This is a genomic window from Pseudomonas sp. PA-1-6B (genome assembly GCF_021609545.1).
Classification (GTDB): Bacteria; Pseudomonadota; Gammaproteobacteria; order Pseudomonadales; family Pseudomonadaceae; genus Aquipseudomonas; species Aquipseudomonas fluorescens_BV.
The window spans coordinates 25,869-49,443 of the sequence record NZ_WJZM01000043.1 but is presented as its reverse complement, the minus strand read 5'-3'; the positions used below and the strand labels follow the sequence as shown (position 1 = coordinate 49,443).

25 protein-coding genes are annotated in these 23,575 nt (G+C 60.3%); 20 read left to right on the top strand and 5 right to left on the bottom strand.

Annotated features, from left to right (window positions below):
* Positions 1-688 precede the first annotated feature (688 nt).
* On the top strand, positions 689-907 hold the full coding sequence (locus GIV35_RS19445) for a cold-shock protein (RefSeq protein ID WP_236264908.1): 219 nt from the start codon (positions 689-691) through the stop codon (positions 905-907).
* A 17-nt stretch (positions 908-924) separates the two neighbouring features.
* Entirely contained in the window at positions 925-1,128 is a 204-nt protein-coding gene (gene cspE / locus GIV35_RS19440) for a transcription antiterminator/RNA stability regulator CspE (protein ID WP_073527096.1), read from the top strand.
* A gap of 147 nt (positions 1,129-1,275) precedes the next feature.
* Here the strand turns inward: cspE and GIV35_RS19435 are convergent, their stop codons facing one another.
* Complete coding sequence (locus GIV35_RS19435; protein WP_213152865.1) at positions 1,276-1,530, bottom strand: DUF6124 family protein; 255 nt, start codon at positions 1,528-1,530, stop codon at positions 1,276-1,278.
* 403 nt (positions 1,531-1,933) lie between these two features.
* Here GIV35_RS19435 and flhA point away from each other — a divergent pair, with 403 nt between their 5' ends.
* From flhA to yegS, 15 genes are all read left to right on the top strand, one after another.
* A complete protein-coding gene (flhA, locus tag GIV35_RS19430; protein ID WP_198716714.1) occupies positions 1,934-4,048 on the top strand; it encodes a flagellar biosynthesis protein FlhA in 2,115 nt (704 codons plus the stop codon).
* An 11-nt stretch (positions 4,049-4,059) separates the two neighbouring features.
* Positions 4,060-5,376, top strand: coding sequence for a flagellar biosynthesis protein FlhF (flhF, locus tag GIV35_RS19425; RefSeq protein WP_003192914.1), 1,317 nt, complete (start codon positions 4,060-4,062; stop codon positions 5,374-5,376).
* 105 nt (positions 5,377-5,481) lie between these two features.
* Complete coding sequence (gene fleN, locus GIV35_RS19420; RefSeq protein WP_003192912.1) at positions 5,482-6,315, top strand: flagellar synthesis regulator FleN; 834 nt, start codon at positions 5,482-5,484, stop codon at positions 6,313-6,315.
* A complete protein-coding gene (gene fliA, locus GIV35_RS19415) occupies positions 6,312-7,052 on the top strand; it encodes an RNA polymerase sigma factor FliA (RefSeq protein ID WP_003192909.1) in 741 nt (246 codons plus the stop codon). The genes fleN and fliA overlap by 4 nt, the downstream gene beginning before the upstream one ends.
* A 167-nt stretch (positions 7,053-7,219) precedes the next feature.
* A complete protein-coding gene (locus GIV35_RS19410) occupies positions 7,220-7,594 on the top strand; it encodes a chemotaxis response regulator CheY (protein WP_003192908.1) in 375 nt (124 codons plus the stop codon).
* A gap of 18 nt (positions 7,595-7,612) precedes the next feature.
* On the top strand, positions 7,613-8,401 hold the full coding sequence (locus tag GIV35_RS19405; RefSeq protein WP_003192906.1) for a protein phosphatase CheZ: 789 nt from the start codon (positions 7,613-7,615) through the stop codon (positions 8,399-8,401).
* Between the two features lie 11 nt (positions 8,402-8,412).
* The gene (locus GIV35_RS19400) at positions 8,413-10,620 is read left to right on the top strand and encodes a chemotaxis protein CheA (protein WP_202692208.1); all 2,208 of its coding nucleotides are present in this window, start codon (positions 8,413-8,415) and stop codon (positions 10,618-10,620) included.
* A 48-nt stretch (positions 10,621-10,668) separates the two neighbouring features.
* Positions 10,669-11,799 carry a protein-glutamate methylesterase/protein-glutamine glutaminase gene (locus tag GIV35_RS19395; protein WP_047711494.1) on the top strand — a complete coding sequence of 377 codons (1,131 nt, stop codon included), beginning with the start codon at positions 10,669-10,671 and terminating at the stop codon, positions 11,797-11,799.
* Positions 11,799-12,539: a flagellar motor protein gene (locus GIV35_RS19390; RefSeq protein ID WP_003192902.1), complete on the top strand. Its 741-nt coding sequence runs from the start codon at positions 11,799-11,801 to the stop codon at positions 12,537-12,539. The genes GIV35_RS19395 and GIV35_RS19390 overlap by 1 nt, the downstream gene beginning before the upstream one ends.
* A 205-nt stretch (positions 12,540-12,744) precedes the next feature.
* The gene (gene motD / locus GIV35_RS19385) at positions 12,745-13,632 is read left to right on the top strand and encodes a flagellar motor protein MotD (RefSeq protein WP_105227584.1); all 888 of its coding nucleotides are present in this window, start codon (positions 12,745-12,747) and stop codon (positions 13,630-13,632) included.
* Positions 13,633-13,683: 51 nt separating this feature from the next.
* Positions 13,684-14,472: a ParA family protein gene (locus GIV35_RS19380; protein ID WP_014719332.1), complete on the top strand. Its 789-nt coding sequence runs from the start codon at positions 13,684-13,686 to the stop codon at positions 14,470-14,472.
* Positions 14,472-15,263, top strand: coding sequence for a CheW domain-containing protein (locus tag GIV35_RS19375; protein ID WP_223023165.1), 792 nt, complete (start codon positions 14,472-14,474; stop codon positions 15,261-15,263). Before GIV35_RS19380 ends, GIV35_RS19375 begins: the two co-directional genes overlap by 1 nt.
* Before the next feature lie 79 nt (positions 15,264-15,342).
* Complete coding sequence (locus GIV35_RS19370) at positions 15,343-15,825, top strand: chemotaxis protein CheW (protein ID WP_003192896.1); 483 nt, start codon at positions 15,343-15,345, stop codon at positions 15,823-15,825.
* Positions 15,826-16,218, top strand: a complete 393-nt coding sequence (locus tag GIV35_RS19365; protein ID WP_032895968.1) for a DUF2802 domain-containing protein — start codon at positions 15,826-15,828, stop codon at positions 16,216-16,218. It begins immediately after the preceding gene.
* 721 nt (positions 16,219-16,939) lie between these two features.
* Complete coding sequence (gene yegS, locus GIV35_RS19360; RefSeq protein ID WP_236264904.1) at positions 16,940-17,860, top strand: lipid kinase YegS; 921 nt, start codon at positions 16,940-16,942, stop codon at positions 17,858-17,860.
* Here yegS and GIV35_RS19355 read toward each other — a convergent pair.
* The 3 genes from GIV35_RS19355 to GIV35_RS19345 all read right to left on the bottom strand — a co-directional run bounded on the left by GIV35_RS19355 (position 17,819) and on the right by GIV35_RS19345 (position 20,170).
* Entirely contained in the window at positions 17,819-18,478 is a 660-nt protein-coding gene (locus GIV35_RS19355) for a response regulator transcription factor (RefSeq protein ID WP_105227578.1), read from the bottom strand. The genes yegS and GIV35_RS19355 overlap by 42 nt on opposite strands.
* Positions 18,475-19,368: a sensor histidine kinase gene (locus GIV35_RS19350; RefSeq protein ID WP_236264909.1), complete on the bottom strand. Its 894-nt coding sequence runs from the start codon at positions 19,366-19,368 to the stop codon at positions 18,475-18,477. The genes GIV35_RS19355 and GIV35_RS19350 overlap by 4 nt, the downstream gene beginning before the upstream one ends.
* Positions 19,369-19,726: 358 nt before the next feature.
* Positions 19,727-20,170, bottom strand: a complete 444-nt coding sequence (locus tag GIV35_RS19345) for a hypothetical protein (protein WP_236264905.1) — start codon at positions 20,168-20,170, stop codon at positions 19,727-19,729.
* A 547-nt stretch (positions 20,171-20,717) separates the two neighbouring features.
* On the opposite strand from GIV35_RS19345, the gene GIV35_RS19340 reads away from it, so the two are divergent.
* The 3 genes from GIV35_RS19340 (at position 20,718) to GIV35_RS19330 (ending at position 23,036) form a co-directional block, all read left to right on the top strand.
* Positions 20,718-21,653: a chemotaxis protein CheV gene (locus GIV35_RS19340; RefSeq protein WP_034126805.1), complete on the top strand. Its 936-nt coding sequence runs from the start codon at positions 20,718-20,720 to the stop codon at positions 21,651-21,653.
* A gap of 38 nt (positions 21,654-21,691) precedes the next feature.
* On the top strand, positions 21,692-22,498 hold the full coding sequence (locus tag GIV35_RS19335) for an MOSC domain-containing protein (RefSeq protein WP_105227576.1): 807 nt from the start codon (positions 21,692-21,694) through the stop codon (positions 22,496-22,498).
* A gap of 322 nt (positions 22,499-22,820) precedes the next feature.
* On the top strand, positions 22,821-23,036 hold the full coding sequence (locus tag GIV35_RS19330; RefSeq protein ID WP_158688695.1) for a hypothetical protein: 216 nt from the start codon (positions 22,821-22,823) through the stop codon (positions 23,034-23,036).
* 249 nt (positions 23,037-23,285) lie between these two features.
* On the opposite strand, the gene ppnP is transcribed toward GIV35_RS19330, so the two are convergent.
* A complete protein-coding gene (gene ppnP / locus GIV35_RS19325; protein WP_105227574.1) occupies positions 23,286-23,570 on the bottom strand; it encodes a pyrimidine/purine nucleoside phosphorylase in 285 nt (94 codons plus the stop codon).
* Between the last annotated feature and the right edge of the window lie 5 nt (positions 23,571-23,575).

Sequence of the window (23,575 nt, the reverse complement as noted above, 5' to 3'; positions counted from 1 at the left end):
CTACCGGCCCTTGAGGCCTTTTTGTAATGGGCAGATCGCGAGCTGATCCAATGTTGGCCAGAAGCTGTTTGGAGCTTCCTCGGATAGGCCTGATACATAGATGCAACCGGGTACCAATGTTTGAAAAACGGGTTGAAAGTGGGGGCGAGTCCATACATAGGAGCGAGCTTGCTCGCGAAAAACTCACCGTCACCGCGTTCGTCCTGACTCCCCGCGTTATCGTTACCCACCTTCGCGAGCAAGCTCGCTCCTACAGTGGTGGGCCTTTTACCTGTCAACTTTGACAGTAGCCATTACGCCGCCTTCACTGTTTGATACAGCGATGAGGCGCGCAGCCATGCGCGGCTCGGGAGGCGGTGATGGATAGGGGTACGGTCAGGTGGTTTGATGCGGTCAAAGGCATCGGCTTTATTGCCCGGGATCGCGATGGCAACGAGGTTGCCGTTCAGTCGGCGGGCGCTCAACGCGGTGACGCCCCACCCACGCCTCCCAAGCCGCGAAAACCCCGCAAGCGCAAGAAGCCACCGCAAGCATGATCCGCCTGCTGCACTGCCGATAGCACCCATCGGCAGCTCGCGTCTACCTGTCAACTCTGACAGTAGCCAAAGGAGGTTGCCCGTTGTTTTATGTCTGAACCAGACACTGCGCGTATGTAGTCAACGAGATGCAGGGGAGAGCGGGATTGAGCGTGACTACAGGAACTGTCAAATCCTATGACTGGATCAGGGGCGATTGGCTGATTGAATTGGATGACGGGACAGAAGAGGTATTTATCAATCGCAAGGATTGGCGCCGGACGGCGCTGTCGGTGGGGAAGCGTCTAAGCTTTGAAATGGTCCATCGGCCCAAGGGCATCTATGCGCTGCCCGTCAGGGTGCATCATCGGGGTGGGTTGGGTTCTGAGTAAGGGTAAGGAGAGCGGCAATGGCAACGGGTACTGTGAAATGGTTTAACGCGGAGAAAGGGTTTGGTTTTATTACCCCGGATGATGGGAGTGCGGACGTGTTCGCTCATTACTCGGCAATTGCGTCGAGCGGGTTTCGATCTTTGGAAGAAAACCAAAAAGTAGAGTTTGACGTCACACAAGGTCCAAAAGGCCCACAGGCTGAGAATATACGGCCCCTTTAGAACCTGAATCGCTGGAAACTCCTCCGTAGCAACGGACGTGTATCAATCCAAGTGTGTGGCTTGCCTGCGATGGCTGACTCACAGCCAATATCCCAGTGGCTGATACACCGCAATCGCAGGCAAGCCAGCTCCCACACTTGGACCGTATTATCCGCTGCTTGCGGTGTTCGTCATCCCTCCGCCGACGTGCAGGCGGTCTGCCAATAACTGCGCCAGTTCGATCAACTGCGCAACGCCGAGCAATTCCTCTCGTTTCGAACCTTCCAGGTCAAAGGCCAAGTCACAGCTCAAGGCATTGGCCGAGGCGAGGGTTTCGCTGAGGTTGACCAGCAGGTCTTCGCTGCTGATGCCGTCGGCTACGGTAAACAGCCGGATGGGGGAATTTGGGGCGGGTTTGATCACTGTGAAGCTCCTTTTACTGAAAGGAAGATGGTGCTTTTGCTCCTAGGTAATCCGGGCCGCGACGCCCGACCGCTGCGTTTGCAGCGGTGTACGGAGACTAGAGATCACATTTCCTAGGGGCAACCCCAAATCCTTGTCGGAAATTTCCTCGATATACACGATGCACACAAATCCAAATGTGGGAGCTGGCTTGCCTGCGATAGCTGACTCACAGCCAATACCTCAGTGACTGACACACCGCAATCGCAGGCAAGCCAGCTCCCACACTTGAATGAGTTACCACCCGACGATCACTCCAAAACCAAAGTTGGAAGGCTTCTTGCAACCCCGCCTCCAAGTCGCCCTCCAGCGTCAAAACTTTGCTTCAAGGACCCGAGGAATACCGGTGGTAGATCGCTCTCAAATGCTCAACACGGCCCGTGGCACCCTGACTGACCTGTCGCGGGGCAATCTGGGTGTGCCGTTGTTGTTGCTGGTGATGTTGGCAATGATGATGTTGCCGATGCCGCCGTTTCTGCTCGATGTGTTCTTTACCTTCAACATTGCCCTGTCGGTCGTGGTGCTGCTGGTGTGTGTATACGCCCTGCGTCCGCTGGACTTCGCGGTGTTCCCGACGATTCTGCTGGTGGCGACCCTGCTGCGTCTGGCATTGAACGTCGCTTCCACGCGGGTGGTGATGCTCCACGGCCAGGACGGCCACGCCGCCGCCGGCAAGGTGATCCAGGCCTTCGGTGAGGTGGTCATCGGCGGTAACTACGTGGTCGGTATCGTGGTGTTCGCGATCCTGATGATCATCAACTTCGTCGTGGTGACCAAGGGCGCCGGGCGGATTTCCGAGGTGAGCGCGCGGTTTACCCTCGACGCCATGCCCGGCAAGCAGATGGCCATCGATGCCGACCTCAACGCCGGCCTGATCGACCAGAACCAGGCCAAGTCGCGCCGGGCCGAAGTTGCTCAGGAAGCCGAGTTCTACGGCTCCATGGACGGCGCCAGCAAATTTGTGCGCGGCGACGCCATCGCCGGCCTGTTGATTCTGTTCATCAACCTGATCGGCGGCGTGGCCGTCGGTATGTTTCAGCACGGCATGACATTCGGCGATGCCGGCAAGGTGTACGCCTTGCTGACCATCGGTGACGGTTTAGTGGCGCAATTGCCATCACTGTTGTTATCCACAGCGGCGGCCATCATGGTTACCCGTGCTTCGGGCTCCGAAGACATGGGCAAGCAGATCAGCCGGCAGATGTTCGCTTCGCCCAAGGCCCTGGCCGTGGCGGCGGGCATCATGGCGATCATGGGCATTGTGCCGGGCATGCCGCACTTCTCGTTCCTGAGCATGGCGGCCCTGGCGGGTGGTGCGGCGTACCTGTTCTGGAAAAAGCAGAACCAGGTCAAGGTCCAGGCTCAACAGGAAATCGCCCGTCAACAGGAGCTGCTGCCATCCCCGGCCCGCGCCCAGGAAACCAAGGAGTTGGGCTGGGACGACGTCACGCCCATCGACATGATCGGCCTGGAAGTCGGCTACCGCCTGATCCCGCTGGTCGACCGCAACCAGGGTGGGCAACTGCTGGCGCGGATCAAGGGTGTGCGCAAGAAACTGTCCCAGGACCTGGGTTTCTTGATGCCCACTGTGCATATCCGTGACAACCTCGACCTGGCCCCCAGCGCCTATCGCCTGACCCTGATGGGGGTAATCCTGGCCGAAGCCGAGATCTACCCGGACCGCGAACTGGCGATCAACCCCGGCCAAGTGTTCGGTACGCTCAACGGTATTACCGCCAAAGATCCGGCTTTCGGCCTGGAAGCGGTGTGGATCGAAGTCAGCCAGCGCAGCCAGGCGCAGTCACTCGGTTACACCGTGGTGGATGCCAGCACCGTGGTCGCCACGCACCTCAACCAGATTCTCTACAAGCACTCCCACGAGTTGATCGGCCACGAGGAAGTCCAGCAATTGATGGGCTTGCTGGCCAAATCGTCGCCAAAACTGGCCGAAGAACTGGTGCCTGGCGTGCTTTCACTGTCGCAGTTGCTCAAGGTGTTGCAAGCGCTGTTGGCCGAACAGGTGCCCGTGCGCGACATTCGCAGCATTGCCGAGGCCATCGCCAACAATGCCGCCAAGAGTCAAGATACTGCCGCTCTGGTGGCGGCGGTGCGTGTCGGCGTGTCCCGCGCAATCGTGCAAAGCATTGTAGGGACTGAGTCGGAGCTGCCTGTGATCACCCTGGAGCCCAGGTTGGAACAAATATTGCTCAATAGTATTCAGAAGGCAGGGCAAGGCCAGGAAGAGGGCGTTTTACTGGAGCCAAGCATGGCTGAAAAGCTGCAGCGTTCGTTGATCGACGCCGCACAGCGCCAGGAAATGCAGGGCAACCCGGTGATCCTGCTGGTGGCCGGCCCGGTTCGCGCGATGTTGTCGCGGTTCGGACGCCTGGCTGTACCGAATTTGCACGTGTTGGCTTACCAGGAAATTCCTGACAATAAGCAAGTGACTATTGTCGCGACAGTTGGGCCCAATGGCTGAGGTAGTGGGTTATGCAAGTTAAGCGTTTTTTCGCCGCCGATATGCGTCAGGCCATGAAACTGGTCCGTGATGAGCTGGGCGCCGATGCCGCGATTATCGGTAACCGTCGTATCGCCGGCGGTGTCGAGCTGACGGCTGCCCTGGATTACACGCCGCAGGCGCTGGCCCCGCGCGTGCCGAACATGGAGCTCGAAGACGAGCTGCGCAAGACCGCCTCGCGCATTGTGTCGGCCCAGGCTGAACTGAGCATGCGCGGTGACAGCGATGCCAGCACCAATCGCCAGTTGTTTGCCGGCCTGCCGCTGACCGCCGCCGAGCCGCTGGTTGAACCCACCTTTGTCGAACCGCCGCGTCCTGCAGCGCCTGCCCCGGCTGCCGCAGTTGACCAGCGCGTGATTGACTCGATGCGTTTTGAACTCAACGGCCTGCGTGAATTGCTCGAAGTGCAGCTCGGCTCGCTGGCCTGGACCCAACTGCAAGGCAGCAAGCCGCAGCAAGCCAACCTCTGGCGTCGCCTGCAACGCATCGGCCTGTCCGGCCCGTTGTCCCGCGACCTGCTGGCCTTGACCGCCGAAGTCGAAGAACCCCGCCAGGCCTGGCGCATGCTGCTGGCGCACTTGGCGCGCATGATTGCCACGCCGGAAATCGAACCCCTGGAAGAGGGCGGTGTAATCGCCATGGTCGGCCCCGCCGGCATGGGCAAGACCACCACCCTGGCAAAGCTGGCGGCCCGTTACGTGCTTAAATATGGCGCGCAGAATATCGCCCTGGTGAGCATGGACAGTTACCGTATCGGCGCTCAGGAGCAGCTCAAGACCCTGGGCCGCATCCTCAACGTGCCGGTGACCCATGTCGACCCGGGTCAGTCCCTGGCCAATGCCCTCGACCCGTTGCTGCGCAAGCGCGTGGTGCTGATCGATACCGCCGGCCTGCAAGCCAGTGATCCGGCGCTGCGCATGCAGCTCGAGAGCCTGGCCGGGCGAGGCATCAAGTCAAAAAATTACCTGGTGCTTGCAACCACCAGCCAGAAACAGGTTCTTACCGCTGCTTATCACAGTTACAAGCGTTGCGGCCTGGCCGGTTGCATCCTCACCAAGCTCGACGAAACAGCGAGCCTGGGCGAGGTGTTGAGCCTGGCCATCAGCCATGAATTACCGGTTGCCTACCTCACCGACGGGCCGCGGATCCCGGATGATCTGCATCTGCCGCGCCGTCATCAGTTGGTCAGCCGTGCCGTGAGTGTGCAAATGCAAGACGAGCCTAGCGAGGAAGCGATGGCCGATATGTTCGCCGACCTTTACCACCACCCGGCTAAACGGGTGGGTTGAGGCAGGATGAACACCGTGAAATGTACCTACATCGATGGTCTGCAAGCGATTCACGCGGCCAAGCCATGTAGCCTGCGTCTAAGCAAGACAAGGTAAAGAAATAAAATGGGCAGCATGCATCCCGTACAGGTGATCGCGGTGACCGGCGGCAAAGGTGGCGTCGGCAAAACTAACGTGTCAGTGAATTTGTCCCTGGCCCTGGCAGAGCTTGGCCGTCGCGTCATGCTGCTGGATGCTGACCTGGGCTTGGCGAACGTGGACGTTCTGCTGGGGCTGACACCCAAACATACCCTGGCCGATGTGATCGAGGGCCGCTGTGAGCTGCGCGACGTGCTGCTCCAGGGCCCCGGAGGCATTCGCATCGTGCCGGCGGCCTCGGGCACCCAGAGCATGGTGCACCTGAGCCCCGCGCAGCATGCCGGGCTGATCCAGGCGTTCAGCGACATCGGCGACAACCTCGACGTGCTGGTGATCGACACCGCCGCCGGGATCGGCGAGTCGGTGGTCAGCTTCGTGCGCGCAGCGCAGGAAGTGCTGTTGGTGGTGTGCGACGAGCCCACCTCGATCACCGATGCCTACGCGCTGATCAAACTGCTTAACCGTGACTACGGCATGAACCGCTTCCGCGTTCTGGCCAACATGGCCCAGAGCCCGCAGGAAGGGCGCAACCTGTTCGCCAAGTTGACCAAGGTCACGGATCGCTTCCTCGATGTGGCTTTACAATACGTCGGCGCAGTTCCCTATGACGAGTGTGTGCGCAAGGCCGTGCAAAAGCAGCGTGCGGTCTACGAAGCGTTCCCTCGTTCGAAATGCGCACTGGCGTTCAAGGCCATTGCCCAGAAGGTCGATACCTGGCCGTTGCCCGCCAACCCGCGGGGGCATCTGGAGTTTTTCGTCGAGCGTTTGGTGCATCAGACGAGCGCAGGACCGGTGCTATGACATCCAGCGGCTACAACCTTTACAAAAAGTCGGCACGTGACAGCCAGGGCGAATTGATCGAGCGCTATGCGCCGTTGGTCAAGCGCATTGCCTATCACCTGTTGGCGCGCCTGCCCGCGAGTGTGCAGGTCGAAGACTTGATCCAGGCCGGCATGATCGGCCTGCTTGAAGTCTCGACCAAATACGACGCCAGCAAGGGTGCCAGTTTCGAAACGTATGCGGGTATCCGTATCCGTGGCGCGATGCTCGATGAAGTGCGTAAAGGCGATTGGGCGCCGCGTTCGGTACACCGCAATACGCGCATGGTCAGCGATGCAATTCGTGCAATTGAAGCAAAAACCGGTCGTGACGCTAAAGATCATGAAGTTGCGGCCGAACTCCAATTGAGTCTCGACGATTACTACGGGATTTTGAACGATACCTTGGGCAGCCGCCTGTTCAGTTTCGACGACCTTTTACAGGACGGCGAACACGAAGGGCTGCACGAGGACGGCGCGAGCGCGCATACGGAGCCGTCGCGCGACCTGGAAGATGAACGTTTCCAGGGCGCGTTGGCCGATGCAATCGCCAATTTGCCAGAGCGTGAGCGGCTGGTGCTGGCGCTGTACTACGACGAAGAGCTGAACCTCAAGGAAATCGGTGAGGTCCTGGGGGTCAGCGAATCGCGTGTCAGCCAGTTGCATAGCCAGTGCGCAGCCCGCTTGCGGGGGCGATTGGCCGAGTGGCGCGCGCGCTGACAGGCAGTGTGGGGGCACTGCAGACGCTGCCGTGAGATCGCAAGGTTTCGCGGGTGTGTGCCGTGGTGCCCTGGGCAGTCCTTTTTGTGTAACGCCTGTTGATTGAAATGGCGCGTCCAGGTGCTGGGCGCGTTTAAGACTGCTTGGAGGTCGAATTGGACAAGAACATGAAAATCCTCATCGTTGATGACTTCTCAACGATGCGGCGGATCATTAAAAACCTGTTGCGTGACCTTGGGTTCACCAACACGGTCGAGGCGGATGACGGCCTGACGGCCATTCCGATTCTCAACAGCGGGAGCATCGACTTTCTGGTGACCGACTGGAACATGCCGGGCATGACCGGTATCGACCTGCTGCGCCATGTGCGCGCCGATGAAAAACTGCGCAGCCTGCCTGTGCTGATGGTGACCGCCGAAGCCAAGCGCGAACAGATCATCGAAGCCGCCCAAGCCGGGGTCAACGGTTACGTGGTCAAGCCATTCACGGCACTGGCCTTGAAAGAGAAGATCGAGAAAATCTTCGAACGCATCCACGGCTAATGCCATCGCGGGGGAGCTATGGAGCATAACGAAACGTCACAGGGCGACTTTGAGTCGACCCTGAAAAAACATGCTCACCAGTTGGTCGACAGCCTGGAAAAAGGCCAGTTCGCCGATGCGGTGCAGTTGATCCATGAGCTTAACCAGACCCGTGACCGCGGCCTGTACCAGGAAGTGGGCAAGCTCACACGCGAGCTGCACAGCGCAATCGTCAATTTCCAGATTGACCCGCGCATGCCCCAGGCCGAAGAAATTTCCCAGATCACTGATGCCACTGAGCGCCTGTCCTATGTGGTCAGGCTGACTGAGGCAGCGGCCAACCGCACCATGGACCTGGTGGAAAACGCCACGCCCCTGGTCAACGGCATGGCCACCGAAGCCCAGGCCTTGAGCCAGGACTGGGGCCGCTTCATGCGCCGCGAAGTGGGCGCTGAAGAGTTTCGTGAATTGGCGCGTCGCGTCGACGGGTTCCTGTCGCGCAGCGAACAGGAAAACCGCACGGTGGCCAGCAACCTCAACGACATCCTGCTGGCCCAGGATTACCAGGACCTCACCGGCCAGGTGATCAAGCGCGTGACCCAGTTGGTCACCGAAGTGGAAAGCAACTTGCTCAAATTGGTGCTGATGGCCGGTCAGGTCGATCGTTTTGCCGGCATCGAACATGACCGCGAAGCGATCCTCTCGGAAAAAGATCCACAAAAACATCTCGCCAAGGGTGAAGGTCCGCAGATTCATGCCGATAAACGTGAAGACGTTGTGTCAGGTCAGGATGACGTAGATGACCTGTTATCCAGTTTAGGCTTCTAAGGAGCACCCACATGAGCTTCGGCGCCGATGAAGAAATCCTTCAGGATTTCCTTGTAGAGGCCGGCGAAATTCTAGAGCAACTGTCCGAACAACTGGTCGAGCTGGAAAGCCGACCGGATGATGCGAACCTGCTCAATGCAATTTTTCGCGGTTTTCACACTGTAAAAGGGGGCGCCGGCTTCCTCCAGCTCCATGAGCTGGTGGAGTGCTGCCACATCGCCGAGAACGTCTTCGACATCCTGCGCAAGGGTGAGCGTCACGTCGACTCGGAATTGATGGACGTGATTCTCGAAGCACTGGATGCGGTCAACGGCATGTTCAGCCAGGTGCGTGAACGTGCACCGATCACTGCCGCCACGCCGGAACTGCTGGCTGCCCTGGCGCGCTTGGCCGAACCTGCCGACACCGCGGCTGCGCCGGTGGTCGAGGCTGCGCCGGAGCCGGTGGCGCAAGTCGAGCCGGACGTGACCGACAGCGAGTTCGAACAACTGCTCAACTCCCTCAGCGCGGTCAAGGCCGAAGCTGAAGCGCCGGTGCAGCCCGCCGCGACGCCGAGCAGTGAAGACATTACCGACGCCGAATTCGAGTCGTTGCTCGACCAGTTGCACGGCAAAGGCCAGTTCGCAGCAGATGCCGTGGCCCCGCCTGCCGCTGCGCCAGAAGCACCCGCTGCCAACGCCAGCACCGACATCACCGACGACGAGTTCGAGGCACTGCTCGACCAACTGCATGGCAAAGGCACCTTTGTGGCTGAAGCCCTGCCCGAGGTGGCGGCTACTGCCGCCGCTGCGCCAGCGGCCACTGCCGCACCGGCCGGCGACGGGCTGATCTCCGATCACGAATTCGAAGCCCTGCTCGACGAGCTGCACGGAAAAGGCAAGTTCAGCGAAGTGGCCCCGGCCGCTGCCGCCCAGGTTACAGCGCCAGCCGCTGCCACTGCGGCACCGGTTGCTGCCAAACCTGCGCCGGCTGCCAAGCCAGCACCTGCCGCCGCGCCGGCCCCTGCGCGTGCAGCCGCGCCGGCTGCTGCGGAAAAACCCGCCAGCGAAGCCGAAACCACCGTGCGCGTGGATACCGCGCGCCTGGACGACATCATGAATATGGTGGGCGAACTGGTGCTGGTGCGTAACCGCCTGGTGCGCCTGGGCCTGAACAGCGGCGACGAAGCCATGCAGAAGGCCGTGTCGAACCTCGACGTGGTCACCGCCGACCTGCAAACCGCGGTGATGAAAACGCGGATGCAGCCGATCAAGAAAGTCTTCGGCCGTTTCCCGCGCCTGGTTCGCGACCTGGCGCGCCAGCTCAAGAAAGAAATCAACCTGGAGTTGGTGGGCGAAGAAACCGACCTCGACAAAAACCTCGTCGAGGCTCTGGCCGACCCGCTGGTCCACTTGGTGCGCAACGCGGTCGACCACGGTGTAGAAACCCCGGAAGAACGCGAAGCCGCCGGCAAGTCCCGCAACGGCAAGGTGATTTTGGCGGCGGAGCAAGAGGGCGACCATATCCTGCTGTCGATTACCGATGACGGCAAAGGCATGGACCCGACCATTTTGCGCAATATCGCGGTCAAGCGCGGCGTGATGGACAAGGACGCCGCCGACCGTCTGACCGACACCGAGTGCTACAACCTGATCTTCGCCCCGGGCTTTTCGACCAAAACCGAGATCTCCGACGTGTCCGGGCGTGGCGTGGGCATGGACGTGGTGAAGACCAAGATCAGCCAGCTCAACGGCTCGATCAATATCTACTCCACCAAGGGCCAGGGCTCCAAGATCGTCATCAAGGTGCCGTTGACCCTGGCGATCATGCCGACCCTGATGGTGATGCTGGGCAACCAGGCGTTCGCCTTCCCGCTGGTCAACGTCAACGAGATCTTCCACCTCGACCTGTCGCGCACCAACGTGGTGGACGGCCAGGAAGTGGTGATCGTGCGCGACAAAGCGTTGCCGCTGTTCTACCTCAAGCGCTGGCTGGTGGCCTCGGCCGCCCATGAAGAACAGCGCGAAGGCCATGTGGTGATTCTGTCCGTGGGCACCCAGCGCATCGGCTTTGTGGTCGACCAACTGGTGGGCCAGGAAGAGGTGGTGATCAAGCCTTTGGGCAAGATGCTGCAGGGCACCCCGGGCATGTCGGGCGCAACCATTACCGGTGACGGTCGCATCGCACTGATTCTCGATGTTCCGAGCATGCTCAAGCGTTACGCCGCACGGCGTATTTGATTCTGGTGGGGCAGGGCGGTCATGCCCGCCCCGCCTAACGGAGTGTTTATGGCAGTCAAGGTCCTGGTGGTGGACGATTCGGGTTTCTTCCGCCGCCGCGTCTCGGAAATTCTTTCCGCTGATCCAACGATCCAGGTGGTCGGCACGGCCACCAACGGCAAAGAGGCGATCGATCAAGCCATTGCCTTGAAGCCGGACGTGATCACCATGGACTACGAGATGCCGATGATGGATGGCATCACGGCCGTGCGCCACATCATGCAACGCTGCCCCACACCGGTATTGATGTTCTCGTCGCTGACTCACGAAGGCGCGCGGGTGACCCTCGACGCCTTGGATGCCGGCGCGGTGGATTTTTTGCCGAAGAACTTCGAAGACATCTCGCGCAACCCCGACAAGGTCAAGCAGATGCTGTGCGAGAAGGTGCACAGCATTTCCCGCAGTAACCGTCGCAGCCTGTTCAGCACGCCCGCGCCAGCTCCCACGCCTGCGCCCGCAGCAGCGGCGCCTACCTCGTCGTTTGCGCGCCCGGCGCCTGCGCCTGTGGCCCGGCCTGCGGTCGCGCCGGTACGTGCCGCCGCAGCGCCGAGTGCGCATTCGCCCGCGCCCAAGCGCAAGGCTTACAAGCTGGTCGCCATCGGCACCTCCACCGGCGGCCCGGTGGCCTTGCAGCGGGTATTGACTCAACTGCCGGCCAACTTCCCGGCGCCGATTGTGCTGGTGCAACACATGCCGGCGGCGTTCACCAAAGCCTTCGCCGAGCGCCTGGACAAGCTGTGCCGTATCACCGTCAAGGAAGCCGAGGATGGCGACATCCTGCGTCCTGGCCTGGCACTGCTGGCGCCGGGCGGCAAGCAGATGATGGTGGATGGGCGTGGCGCGATCAAAATCCTGCCGGGCGATGAGCGCCTGAACTATAAGCCGTGCGTGGACATCACCTTCGGTTCTGCAGCCAAGTCCTACGGCGACAAAGTTCTGGCGGTGGTGCTCACCGGCATGGGCGCCGATGGCCGTGAAGGTGCGCGCCTGCTCAAACAGGGCGGTAGCGCCATCTGGGCCCAGGATGAAGCCAGTTGCGTGATCTATGGCATGCCCATGGCGATCGTCAAGGCTGACCTGGCCGATGCGGTCTACAGCCTGGACGACATCGGCAAGCACCTGGTGGAGGCCTGCCTCTGATGGATGTCTTGAGCCTGATCGGTATCACCATGGCATTTGTCGCCATCATTGGTGGCAACTACCTGGAGGGCGGCCACCTCGGCGCCTTGGCCAACGGCCCGGCAGCGCTGATCGTGATCGGTGGCACCGTGGGCGCGGCGTTGTTGCAGTCGCCCCTGAGCTCGTTCAAGCGTGCCATGCAGATTCTGGTGTGGATCATTTTCCCGCCACGGGTCGACCTGGCAGGCGGCATCGACCGCGTGGTCAATTGGAGCCTCACCGCCCGCAAGGAAGGCCTGTTGGGCCTGGAAGGCGTGGCCGATGCCGAACCTGACAGCTACGCGCGCAAAGGCCTGCAACTGTTGGTCGATGGCGCCGAACCGGAAGCGATCCGCAGCATCCTCGAAGTGGATTTCTACACCCAGGAAAGCCGTGACATCAATGCGGCCAAAGTCTTTGAAAGCATGGGCGGCTACGCGCCGACCATCGGCATCATCGGCGCGGTAATGGGCCTGATCCACGTGATGGGCAACCTGGCCGACCCCTCGCAACTGGGCAGCGGCATTGCCGTGGCGTTTGTCGCGACCATCTACGGCGTGGCCAGTGCCAACCTGGTGTTGCTGCCGGTGGCCAGCAAGCTCAAGTCGATTGCCATGCGCCAGTCGCGTTATCGCGAGATGTTGCTCGAAGGCATCCTGTCGATTGCCGAGGGCGAAAACCCGCGCTCCATCGAATTGAAGCTTCAGGGCTTCATGGATTGATGGGTATGCACATTGAGCTGTGGCCAGTGAGCTTTATGTGGCGAGCGAGCTTGCTCGCGCTGGGCTGCGAAGCAGCCCCAAAACCAGGCACCGCAATCTGTCTGAACAAACGCGTTGCCTGGATGGGGGCCGCTTCGCGCCCCAGCGCGAGCAAGCTCGCTCGCCACAGTAAAGCGGCCAATAGCGGTCAGGGAGGTATTTGCCTGTGAGCCGTCGCCGTCGCGAGCCTGAAGAGCACGTCAACCACGAACGCTGGCTGGTGTCCTACGCGGACTTCATCACCTTGCTGTTCGCGTTTTTCGTGGTGATGTACTCGATCTCGTCGATCAACGAAGGCAAGTACAAGATTATTTCCCAGGCGCTGGTCGGTGTGTTCAACGATGCCGAGCGGGCGCTCAAGCCGATCCCCATCGGCGAAGAGCGGCCCAAGACCGTGACCCCGGCCAAGCCCCTGGTCAATGACAGTGAGGAAACCGCCGCCGGCATCCAAGGCACCAGCGACCCGCTCAAAAGCATCGCCGACGATATCAGTGCCGCTTTTGGCGACCTGATCAGTTCCAACCAGATGACCGTGCGCGGCAATGAGTTGTGGGTGGAGATCGAGCTGAACTCCAGTCTGTTGTTCGCCAGTGCCGATGCGTTGCCCAGTGACCAGGCGTTCACGATCATCGACAAGGTGGCGGCGATCCTCAAACCGTTTGAAAACCCGATCCACGTAGAAGGCTTCACCGACAATTTCCCTATCAGCACTGCGCAGTACCCGACCAACTGGGAACTGTCCTCGGCCCGCGCATCGAGCATCGTGCGCATGTTGGCCATGCAGGGCGTGAACCCCCAGCGCCTGGCGTCGGTGGGCTATGGTGAATTCCAGCCGGTGGCCAATAACGCCACGGTGGAAGGCCGCGCCCGTAACCGCCGGGTGGTGCTGGTGGTCTCGCGTAACCTGGATGTGCGTCGCAGCCTGACCGGTACTGGCACCGCCAATGCCACCCCGGATGCGGCGTTGAAGCGTGCTGGCACACAAACTGCACCGCCCGTTGTCAAGCCGCCGGTCCGACCGAGTAACGTCAATTCTCCGTCGCTGGCTCAATAACCGTATGCAATGTCTCGGTCGCGCCTGTGCCCGCCGGGAGGAACCAACCGAATGAGAGTCTGGGCAGTTGCCAATCAAAAGGGTGGGGTCGGCAAGACCACCACTTCCATCGCCTTGGCCGGCTTGCTGGCCGAAGCGGGCAAGCGTGTGGTCGTGGTCGACCTGGACCCCCACGGTTCCATGACCAGCTATTTCGGCTACGACCCGGATGCGCTGGAACACAGCTGCTATGACTTGTTTTTACACAAGGGCAGCGTGCCGGCGGATCTGCCTGGGCAACTGCTGTTGCCCACCAGCAACGAAAGCATTTCCCTGCTGCCGTCGAGCACCGCCCTGGCCACCCTGGAGCGCCAGTCGCCAGGCCAGAGCGGCCTGGGCCTGGTGATCGCCAAGACCCTGGCGCAGCTGTGGCAGGACTTCGATTACGCGATCATCGACAGCCCGCCGTTGCTCGGCGTGCTGATGGTCAATGCGTTGGCGGCCAGCCAGCAATTGGTGATCCCGGTGCAGACCGAGCACCTGGCGGTCAAGGGCCTGGAACGCATGGTCAGCACCCTGGCGATGATCAACCGTTCGCGCAAGCAGGCGCTGCCGTTCAGTATCGTGCCGACCTTGTTCGACCGTCGCACCCAGGCGTCCCTCGGCACCTTGCGCGTATTGCGCGATGCCTACCCGGACACCATCTGGAATGGCTACATCCCGGTGGACACGCGCCTGCGTGACGCCAGCCGTGCCGGGCTCACACCGTCGCAGTTCGACGGCAAGAGCCGTGGCGTGCTGGCCTACCGTGCGTTGCTCAAGCACCTGCTGTCGCAACAGCTTGTGGCGCAGGTGGCGTGATGAACCGTCCTGTCGAATTCAAGACCCGCCCGCAACTGGCTCTGGAATCCTACCTGGATGCCTTGCTGCAGGATGCGACGGCCGAGGAACTGCCAGAACCGATTCTGGTACTTGAGCCTGCTGTCGAACCCGAAAGCCCGCTGGATGAATTCCAGCAGGCGGTGATGGAAGAACAGGCGCGGGATGCGCAGGTGGTGGAGGTGCCCCTGGTGGTGCCGAGCGCCCCGGCAGTGGTGGCCCCCCCGGTGGTCGAACCGCTGGTGGACGTGCACCTACCGCCCAGCATCACGCCGCCGCCGGTGACGGGCGACGGTCGGCCCTCATGGGCTGCCGAGCCGTTCGAGTGCCTGCTGTTCGACGTCGCCGGGTTGACCCTGGCGGTGCCGCTGGTGTGCCTGGGCTCGATCTATTCCCTGGAAGGCCAGGAGCTGACGCCGCTGTTCGGGCAGCCGGAGTGGTTCCTCGGCATCCTGCCCAGCCAGGCTGGCAACCTCAAGGTGCTGGACACGGCGCGCTGGGTGATGCCCGACCGCTACCGCGATGATTTTCGCCAGGGCCTGCAATACGTGATCTCGGTGCAGGGCTACGAGTGGGGGCTGGCGGTGCATCAAGTCAGCCGCTCGTTGCGCCTGGACCCCAATGAAATCAAATGGCGCAGCCACCGCGGCCAGCGGCCGTGGCTGGCGGGTACGGTGATTGAACACATGTGCGCGTTGCTGGATGTCGCCGAACTGGCCGAGTTGATCGCCAGCGGTGCGGTGAAGGCCATGCCACAGAACAAACGCAGTTGATTGAACAATAAGGGCCGTGCGGTTGCGCGGCCCACTTGCACACACGCCGTCGATAGCGGCATTTGAAGGGGTCAGATGAATGAACAAGTCAGCGTCCGCACAAGGTTTGGATGATCCGATCCTGCAATGGGTGACCTTCAAGCTGGACAACGAAACCTACGGCATCAACGTGATGCGCGTGCAGGAAGTGTTGCGCTACACCGAGATCGCCCCGGTTCCAGGCGCGCCAAGCTACGTGCTGGGCATCATCAACCTGCGAGGCAACGTGGTGACGGTGATCGACACCCGTCAGCGGTTCGGCCTGGACACGGTTGAAGTTAGTGACAACACCCGTATCGTGATCATCGAAGCCGACAAGCAAGTGGTCGGCATCCTGGTCGACAGCGTGGCCGAGGTGGTTTACCTGCGCCAATCGGAAGTGGAAACTGCACCGAACGTGGGTAACGAAGAGTCGGCCAAGTTCATCCAGGGCGTGTGCAACAAGAACGGCGAACTGCTGATTCTGGTTGAGCTGGACAAGATGATGAGCGAAGAAGAATGGTCGGAACTGGAGAGCATCTGATTGTTCCTTGAGGCAGCGGTGATTGTCCTGGCCCTGTTGTGGGCCGGGACCTTGGCGTTTGTGCTGCGCTATCTGCGCCAGCAGCGGGAGTTGGCCTTGCAACAGGCCGAGCGCGATGCGGTGCGCGACCGGCGCATTCTGGAACTGGTCAAGCGTGTTGATCACTTCCAGCAAAGTGCGGTGCGGGTTGGGGATGAAGTGCATGAACTGCGCGCGATTCTCGCGCCGTTGCCTGACAGGTTGGTGCAGTTGGAGCAGCGTGATCCGTCGAACCTGTCGTTTGCCCAGGCGGCCAAGCTGGTCGGCATGGGGGCTACGGTGGATGAGTTGACCCAGTCATGTGGGCTGACCCAGGCTGAGGCGCAGTTGATGAGTAAGTTGCACAAGGGCTGATTCTCGACGCGGCTTGGCCGCCGCAGCGATCAACTGTGGGAGCTGGCTTGCCTGCGATGACGGCCTACCAGCCGACACCTCTCTACCTGACACCCCCCGATCTAACTGTGGGAGCTGGCTTGCCTGCGATGACGGCCTATCAGCCGACACTTCTCTGCCTGACACCCCACAATCCAACTGTGGGAGCGGGCTTGCTCGCGAAGGCGGCCTGACAGGCGACGCTGTTATAGCGAGTACATATCCATTCCTGCGGTAACGGCCACTTAGGGTTCTGCCCTGACGGCGGCTCACTTTCGAAAAGCGCGAAAGTAAGCAAAGCGCTCTTGCCCCACCACTCGGCACCTCGCTTAGGCTCGGTGTGCCCGAACACAGTCTTGAATCCGTGGGCCGCCGCCACGCGCCATCCATGGCGCGGGGCGGCTAACCCGGCGTCCTGCCGGGTTACCCACGAATTCAAGCCTGCGTTCGGCCAGCGTGGTTTAACGGGGCGCCTGAGATCAAAAGCAGAGCAAGATCAAGATCAAGAGCGGCTCGCTTCGCATCGTGGTTACCGTTGGGTGGCAGATTTGAGGTCTTTGTCGATTGAACCGCCGCCATCGCAGGCAAGCCAGCTCCCACCTTTTGATCTGTGTACTTCAATCAATTTTCTCCAGCCACAGACTTTTCCTGTTCCCCAAAGGTCAACATCCTTCAAGCACCTTGACCCAGGAGATTCTCCCAAATGACCGCCCCCAAAGCCCTGTTGATCCTCCACGGCAAACAAGCCCTCAACGAGGATGTGCGCGCCGCCGTGCTGGCCCGGCGTGAGCAGGGTTGGGAATTGGCCGTGCGGGTGACCTGGGAGGGCGGCGATGCTCGGCGACTGGTCAATGAAGCTCTGGCCGAGGGGTACACCCATATCATTGCCGGCGGTGGCGACGGCACCTTGCGAGATGTGGCCGAAGCCATGGCCCAGGCCAACACCGACGCCAGCCTGGTGCTGATGCCCCTGGGCACCGCCAATGATTTCGCCAAGGCCGCCGGCGTGCCGTTGGAGCCGGCTGGCGCCCTGGCCTTGCTGGACGTACAGCCCAGGGCGATCGACCTTGGCCAGGTGGGTGGGCAAATCTTCTTGAACATGGCCACCGGTGGTTTTGGCAGCCAGGTCACGGCCAACACGTCCGAAGACCTGAAGAAGGTCCTGGGCGGTGCCGCGTACCTTTTTACCGGTTTAACCCGCTTCAGTGAATTGAAAGCCGCCTACGGTGAATTGGAAGGCCCGGATTTCCACTGGAAAGGCGAGTTGCTCGCGCTGGGCATCGGCAACGGTCGCCAGGCCGGTGGCGGGCATGTGCTGTGCCCGGGTGCATTGGCTGACGACGGGCTGTTGGATGTCAGCATCTTGCCGGCGCCTCAAGAGGTGGTCGGCACGTTGCGTGAGTTGATGAACAACGGCTGGGGCCTGGACACCATGTTCGTGCGCGCACGCCTGCCCTGGGTGAAGATCAAGGTCGCACAAGGCTTGTACATCAACCTCGACGGCGAGCCGCTGGAAGGCGACGACCTGCACTTCGAGGCGCTGCCCAAGGCCTTGCGCGTGCACTTGCCGCTGGGTTCGCCGTTAGTCGTCCAGGCTGATGATCTGCTCACGCACGGCAAATAGCACCAGGCCCGCCACGTCAAAAATCTGCAAGCGCTTCATGATCTGCGAGCGGTGGGCTTCGACGGTCTTGATACTCAGGCCCAGGCCGTGGGCAATTTCCCGGGTGGATTTGCCGCGCACGATCAAGCGCAGGATTTCCAGTTGTCGCGCCGTCAGGTTGTGGCTGTGGGCGACAGGCGCGCTGGAGCTCTGGCTACGGATCAGCGCCTGGTTGATCACTGTGTGGGCGATGGCGGGGCTCAGGTAGCGTTCGTTGTTACGCAGCGCCTGCAGGGCATGTTCCAGCTCGTTGGCGGTGGTGTCCTTGAGCAGGTAGCCGTGGGCACCAGACTCAAGGGCGCGCATGATCATCTCGGGATCGGTGTGCATCGACAGGATCAGCACTTTGCACTTGGGGTAGGCGCGCTTGAGTTGCTGCAAGGCATCCAGGCCCCCGGTGTGTTTCATCGACAGGTCCAGCAGCACAATGTCGGGCTGCAGGGCGCAGAATTTCTCAAGCAGTTGCGCGCCATCGCTGGCCTCTCCAACGACGGCGTAGCCGGGGATATCCAGGATCAGTGCACGCACGCCGGCGCGGATCAAGGCATGGTCATCGACCAGGAGCAGATTGCAGGTCACCGGAGAACCTTATGGGCACTGGCCCGTTCGAGGGCGCGGGGGGCCCAGGGGAAAAGTGCGTGGATGCATGTGCCGTTGCCCGGCTGGCTGCTGACGGACACGGTGCCGCCCAACTGGTGGGCCCGTTCGCACATGCCGGCCATGCCCCGTTGGCCTTCCTTGCCGGGGTCGGCGGCAGGTGCGAAGCCCTGGCCGTCATCGCATATCGTCAGGGACAGCCCTTCCGGCAAGCGTTGCAGGCGCACCAGCAGGTTGTGTGCCTTCGCATGGCGCAGCATGTTGGTGACCGCTTCCTGGGTGATGCGAAAGGCCGCCACGGCCATTTCTTCGGGAATGCCGGTGAGGCGTTGCTGGCACTCCAGGCTCCAGCACACCTGGGTATTTTCCAGGGCCTTGAGCAGGTGCGCGCGCAGGCTGGCTTCCAGCCCCAGGCTTGCCAGTTGGCGAGGGTTGAGAATGGCGGACACGTCGCGCACCTTGGCCAGGGTTTCATTGAGCGTGTTGCATAGCACCGAGCAATGAGTTTGCAGGTCTTGGGGCAGTCGACGCTGCAACCATTCGCTCTGCAACTTGGCGGCGGTCAGCAATTGGCCGATGTCATCGTGCAGCTCGCGGCTGAGGCGGTGGCGTTCGTTTTCCTGGACTTGCAGCAGGCGGTCGGCCAGCTCCTGGGGTTGGAACTTGATGGCTTTGCGCGAGCGCCACTGGTGCAGGGCGACCACTGCCAACGTGACCAGGTTGAGCAACACAATCACTAACGGCAGCGGCGCGCCTTGCAGGTAAACCCACAGGCTGACCAGCAGTGAGCACAGGCACAGGGCAAGGATGAGGGAGCGCGCATGGCGGCGGAACACGAACCTTGCGATGAGTGACTTGAGGCTGGCGTACATAGCGGATGGAGCCAATGAGGGTTCACTGCGCGAAGACCGGTCACGGCGGTTGACTGGGCTCTGTCGAGAGTGCGGTGCCGGATCGTGGTTATCCATAATGAAGTTGCTTCATTTCGAGCGGGGCATGGTACCACCACTATTACCGTTGGTCGCCTGGCATATTCCTCGGTCGATATATTAACCACATCAATGCCCTGACCGTCAGGTCAGCGCTCTTGAGTTGTATTAGTTAGACTGATTTGTACAATTTTTAAGGTGCTGGCTAATTGATATTTCTTTAGCCTCTAGAAGTGTTTCATCTCTGCCTTAAACGGTCGCTTTTAGATAACACGGGTATTAAATACGACCTCTCCTTGATTTAAGACCTCTGCTGTAGACGCTGCTGATGGCTGTAGTCTTTTTGCGGAATCTGCAAGGTCACCGTGGCAATCAGCGAAGTTTGCTCACTGTCATCCAGGCCCAGTTCCCCGGTACGGATGTCAATCAGCTCCAGTTGCCAAGCCAGTAACCTCAGGCAGTCGTGCAACGCATCCAGGGCCTGGTCATGCAGTTGCACGGGGCTCACGGCATTGGCGATCAGATATTGAATGTGCCGGGAGAACTCGCTGATCGCCTGCAAGGCCAGGCCATCGGCTTTTTCTGCCAGTTTGGCCAGGCTGTTTTTCATGCAGTCGATGGCGTCGCTGTCATTGCGGATCAAATGCAGGTGGTTCAGGCATTCCTCGGACTTGGCCAGCAGCATTTCGGCTTCCAGCAAAAACTCGGGAAGCGCGGTTTGCCATTCGTTCGCGCTATTCATCATGCAAGTCTCCACAACTTAAGGTCGGGTGATGAGATGTCGCACCGGGTGAATGGCTTAAAACTAGCGCTGAAATACGACTGGGGCGTGTAGGTTGCTTCCGATAATCCAGTAGGACGTTTATTGAAAAGCTCACGAATGCCGCCTTTAGCCGCTGTTAGGCGGGATGACGCAACTTCAGTTGCCGATACGTGAGTGCCTGAAAGGCCCGTAGACCAAGGGCTTGGGTTGGCAAACAAAAGCCTGACTCCATTCATGCAATGAGAATGGCGTCACATTAATGGCTATTAGATATCGCGAATATCAGGTTGGGCCTGATTGCGCATAGGGGAATCCCCTATGTGGTGGAACTGCACGTCAATTCGACTGTCGCGCAAGGCGGTTTGAAAGAGCATCAAGGGCGCACGAAGTAAAGCATGATGTCAGTGTGACATCAATGAATTTGCATGGCATTTTATTGGGGTCAAGGTCCGGCGCTTGCCGCCGATAACGTGCTTATACAGCTGCACACCCTTTCACGCGCCTGCGGCGTGTACACCAGGAGTTTTTAATGGCCGGCATTCTCGACACGGTAGATCAACGCACGCAATTGGTGGGTGAGAATCGCCTGGAAATTCTCATGTTCCGCCTCTTCGGACGGCAGTTGTTCGCGATCAACGTGTTCAAAGTGCAGGAAGTGCTGCAGTTGCCCAAGCTGACCCTGATGCCCCAGCGCCACCCGTTCGTGTGCGGGGTGGTCAACCTGCGTGGCCAGACCCTGCCGGTGATCGACCTGTCCCAGGCCATCGGCATGCGTCCTTTGGTGCCGGGACCCAACAGCACCATTATCGTCACCGAATATAATCGCTCGGTGCAGGCGTTCCTGGTGGGCGGCGTCGACCGCATCGTCAACATGAACTGGGAAGCCATCCTGCCGCCGCCGACCAGCGCCGGTCGCCAGCACTACCTCACCGCCATCAGCAAGGTCGATGAGCAACTGGTGGAAATCATCGACGTGGAAAAAGTCCTCGCCGAGATCGTGCCCTACAACGCCAAGGTCTCCCGGGACAAACTTGAAGACCCGGTGCTGGAGCGTGCCCGTGGCCGCGAAGTGCTGCTGGTGGATGATTCCAACGTGGCGTTGTCGCAGCTGCGTGACACCCTGGGCCAGTTGGGCGTGAAGATGCACGTCGCCAGCGACGGCCTCAAGGCACTGAACATGCTCAAGGCCTGGGCCGACAGCGGCCAGGTGATGACCGACAAACTGCTGATGATCTTCACCGACGCCGAAATGCCCGAGATGGATGGCTACCGTCTCACTACCGAAATCCGCAACGACCCGCGCCTGCGTGGTCTGTACGTGGTGATGCACACTTCGCTGTCGGGCAGCTTCAATGACTCGATGGTCAAGAAGGTCGGCTGCGACAATTTCCTCTCCAAATTCCAGCCGGACAAGCTGGTGGACGTGGTACGCCAGCGACTGATGTTGGACGAAATGCCCGCCTGACTTTAGGATGACACTTTGTTTCCTAGGAAGGCAGGCCCATGCTGCGTCTCAGCGCGTTGTACCGTTACCCCTTGAAGTCCGGCAAGGCTGAAGCCTTGCAGCAGATTGGCCTGGATAAACTCGGGTTGGACGGGGATCGACGCTGGATGCTGGTGGATGAAGCCAGCGGGCGGTTCCTGACGCAGCGGGCCGTGGCGAAGATGAGCCAGCTCTCGGCGTTGTGGAACAGCAGCGGGGGCCTGACCCTGAGTTCGCCGGGCTACGCGCCATTGGATGTGGAATTGCCGGGCAGCGCCAGCGAACTGCGTGGTGTGACCATCTGGCGCGACACCCTGCGTGTGCCGGATGCTGGCGATGAGGCCGCGGCCTGGGTCAGCGCATTCATTGGCAAGCCGACGCGCCTGGTGCAACTGCCCCTGGAACGTGCGCGCACCACCGAAGCCGGGTATGGCAAGGATGACGACAAGGTCGGCTTCGCTGACGGCTACCCGTTGCTGTTGATCGGCCAGGGCTCCCTCGACGACTTGTGTGAAAAAATCGGCCGCCCGATGCAGATGCTGCGCTTTCGTCCCAACCTGGTTATCGAAGGTGCCGAAGCTTTCGCCGAAGACGGCTGGAAGCGCTTGCGCATCGGCGACGTGGAGTTTCGGGTGGTCAAGCCGTGCTCGCGGTGCATCCTCACCACAGTCGACCCCCAGACCGGTGAGCGCAGCCCCGACCGCGAGCCTTTCGCGACGCTGGAAACCTACCGCAAGACTGAAAAGGGCGCGATGTTCGGCCAGAACCTGGTCAACGATGGTATTGGGCGCCTGGAAGTCGGCATGCCGGTAACGGTGCTGGAATAAAAAAGCCCGTCTCGCAGCAGGAGAGCAAGATCGACGCTCTTGGCCCCCCCTAATCCTTATAGGAAAGTATGTTGTGCAGTGGGAATATGTCTCTGTTACAGATCACTCCCAGCGGTTGATCAGCAGGGGCGTGCCTGACGGGAGTGCTCAGCCCCAATCAATCTGTTCGCCACACCCCTTATCAGTAGTCATCAAAATGCCCGGCACTATGACGAATGAATCTAGAAACCTGTCAAATCTGACAGTTTAAGCACTCCAAGCCAAGTGGGAATATCCCGGTAGCCCTGTTATCTCAACTGGGCGATGGATATCAGGAGAGTGAATGATGGAATTTATCGTAGAGTTGCCGAGAGATGACGTGACCGAAAGTGCCGCACGTGCGAAATTTCTGGCCATAAAAGGATTTAATCAAAACAATCCCGTCTGTTTCTATGACATATCAAAGGTGGAACTGCGTCCAGCTACTCACGCGGCCACCATTTTTTATGAGGAGCGAGCCAATCCTAATTTTGTGCCTTCCCGCCATGAAGTTCGTTGATGGCGAGCTGCATAAGTTAGTAGGTTTGGTTAAAGAGTTGTCCAGCCAGGATATTCGAAAATAGCCGGATATTTTCCGGCTATTTGTCGTTCTTGGAGTGGGTACCGCGTTTCAGGATTTCATTGCGCCCAGTCGCGCGACTGAGTGCGAACATGAACGATCGCAAAGGATACTCTCGGCAGAACCTGCTCCCGCCCAGCTCGGCATGCTGAACCAGGTTAGGGAAGTATTTTTTGCGAAATTAAAGATTTAGCCACGGTATTCGCACAAGTAAGCGGTATCGACCGTCACTTTGAGTTGAAACTTGCTGTTGGCCGGTACGTTGAACTGGCTACCGGCAGCGAAGGTTTCCCAGTCGCTGCTGTCGGGCAGCTTCACGGTCAGGGCGCCGGAGACAACGTGCATGATTTCACGTTGGGCGGTGCCGAATTCGTATTCACCGGGAGCCATCACGCCGATGGTCGCCGGCCCTTCTGCGGTGCCGAAAGCGATCGACTTGACGGTGCCGTCGAAGTACTCGTTGACTTTGAACATGGGTG

Excerpts from the sequence above, each read along its gene's own strand:
- cspE (WP_073527096.1), top strand. The coding sequence starts at position 925 with ATGGCAACGGGTACTGTGAAATGGTTTAACGCGGAGAAAGGGTTTGGT.
- flhA (WP_198716714.1), top strand. The coding sequence starts at position 1,934 with ATGCTCAACACGGCCCGTGGCACCCTGACTGACCTGTCGCGGGGCAAT.
- flhF (WP_003192914.1), top strand. The coding sequence starts at position 4,060 with ATGCAAGTTAAGCGTTTTTTCGCCGCCGATATGCGTCAGGCCATGAAA.
- fleN (WP_003192912.1), top strand. The coding sequence starts at position 5,482 with ATGGGCAGCATGCATCCCGTACAGGTGATCGCGGTGACCGGCGGCAAA.
- fliA (WP_003192909.1), top strand. The coding sequence starts at position 6,312 with ATGACATCCAGCGGCTACAACCTTTACAAAAAGTCGGCACGTGACAGC.
- GIV35_RS19410 (WP_003192908.1), top strand. The coding sequence starts at position 7,220 with ATGAAAATCCTCATCGTTGATGACTTCTCAACGATGCGGCGGATCATT.
- GIV35_RS19405 (WP_003192906.1), top strand. The coding sequence starts at position 7,613 with ATGGAGCATAACGAAACGTCACAGGGCGACTTTGAGTCGACCCTGAAA.
- GIV35_RS19400 (WP_202692208.1), top strand. The coding sequence starts at position 8,413 with ATGAGCTTCGGCGCCGATGAAGAAATCCTTCAGGATTTCCTTGTAGAG.
- GIV35_RS19395 (WP_047711494.1), top strand. The coding sequence starts at position 10,669 with ATGGCAGTCAAGGTCCTGGTGGTGGACGATTCGGGTTTCTTCCGCCGC.
- GIV35_RS19390 (WP_003192902.1), top strand. The coding sequence starts at position 11,799 with ATGGATGTCTTGAGCCTGATCGGTATCACCATGGCATTTGTCGCCATC.
- GIV35_RS19380 (WP_014719332.1), top strand. The coding sequence starts at position 13,684 with ATGAGAGTCTGGGCAGTTGCCAATCAAAAGGGTGGGGTCGGCAAGACC.
- GIV35_RS19375 (WP_223023165.1), top strand. The coding sequence starts at position 14,472 with ATGAACCGTCCTGTCGAATTCAAGACCCGCCCGCAACTGGCTCTGGAA.
- GIV35_RS19370 (WP_003192896.1), top strand. The coding sequence starts at position 15,343 with ATGAACAAGTCAGCGTCCGCACAAGGTTTGGATGATCCGATCCTGCAA.
- yegS (WP_236264904.1), top strand. The coding sequence starts at position 16,940 with ATGACCGCCCCCAAAGCCCTGTTGATCCTCCACGGCAAACAAGCCCTC.
- GIV35_RS19350 (WP_236264909.1), bottom strand. The coding sequence starts at position 19,368 with ATGTACGCCAGCCTCAAGTCACTCATCGCAAGGTTCGTGTTCCGCCGC.
- GIV35_RS19345 (WP_236264905.1), bottom strand. The coding sequence starts at position 20,170 with ATGATGAATAGCGCGAACGAATGGCAAACCGCGCTTCCCGAGTTTTTG.
- GIV35_RS19340 (WP_034126805.1), top strand. The coding sequence starts at position 20,718 with ATGGCCGGCATTCTCGACACGGTAGATCAACGCACGCAATTGGTGGGT.
- GIV35_RS19335 (WP_105227576.1), top strand. The coding sequence starts at position 21,692 with ATGCTGCGTCTCAGCGCGTTGTACCGTTACCCCTTGAAGTCCGGCAAG.
- GIV35_RS19330 (WP_158688695.1), top strand. The coding sequence starts at position 22,821 with ATGATGGAATTTATCGTAGAGTTGCCGAGAGATGACGTGACCGAAAGT.
- ppnP (WP_105227574.1), bottom strand. The coding sequence starts at position 23,570 with ATGTTCAAAGTCAACGAGTACTTCGACGGCACCGTCAAGTCGATCGCT.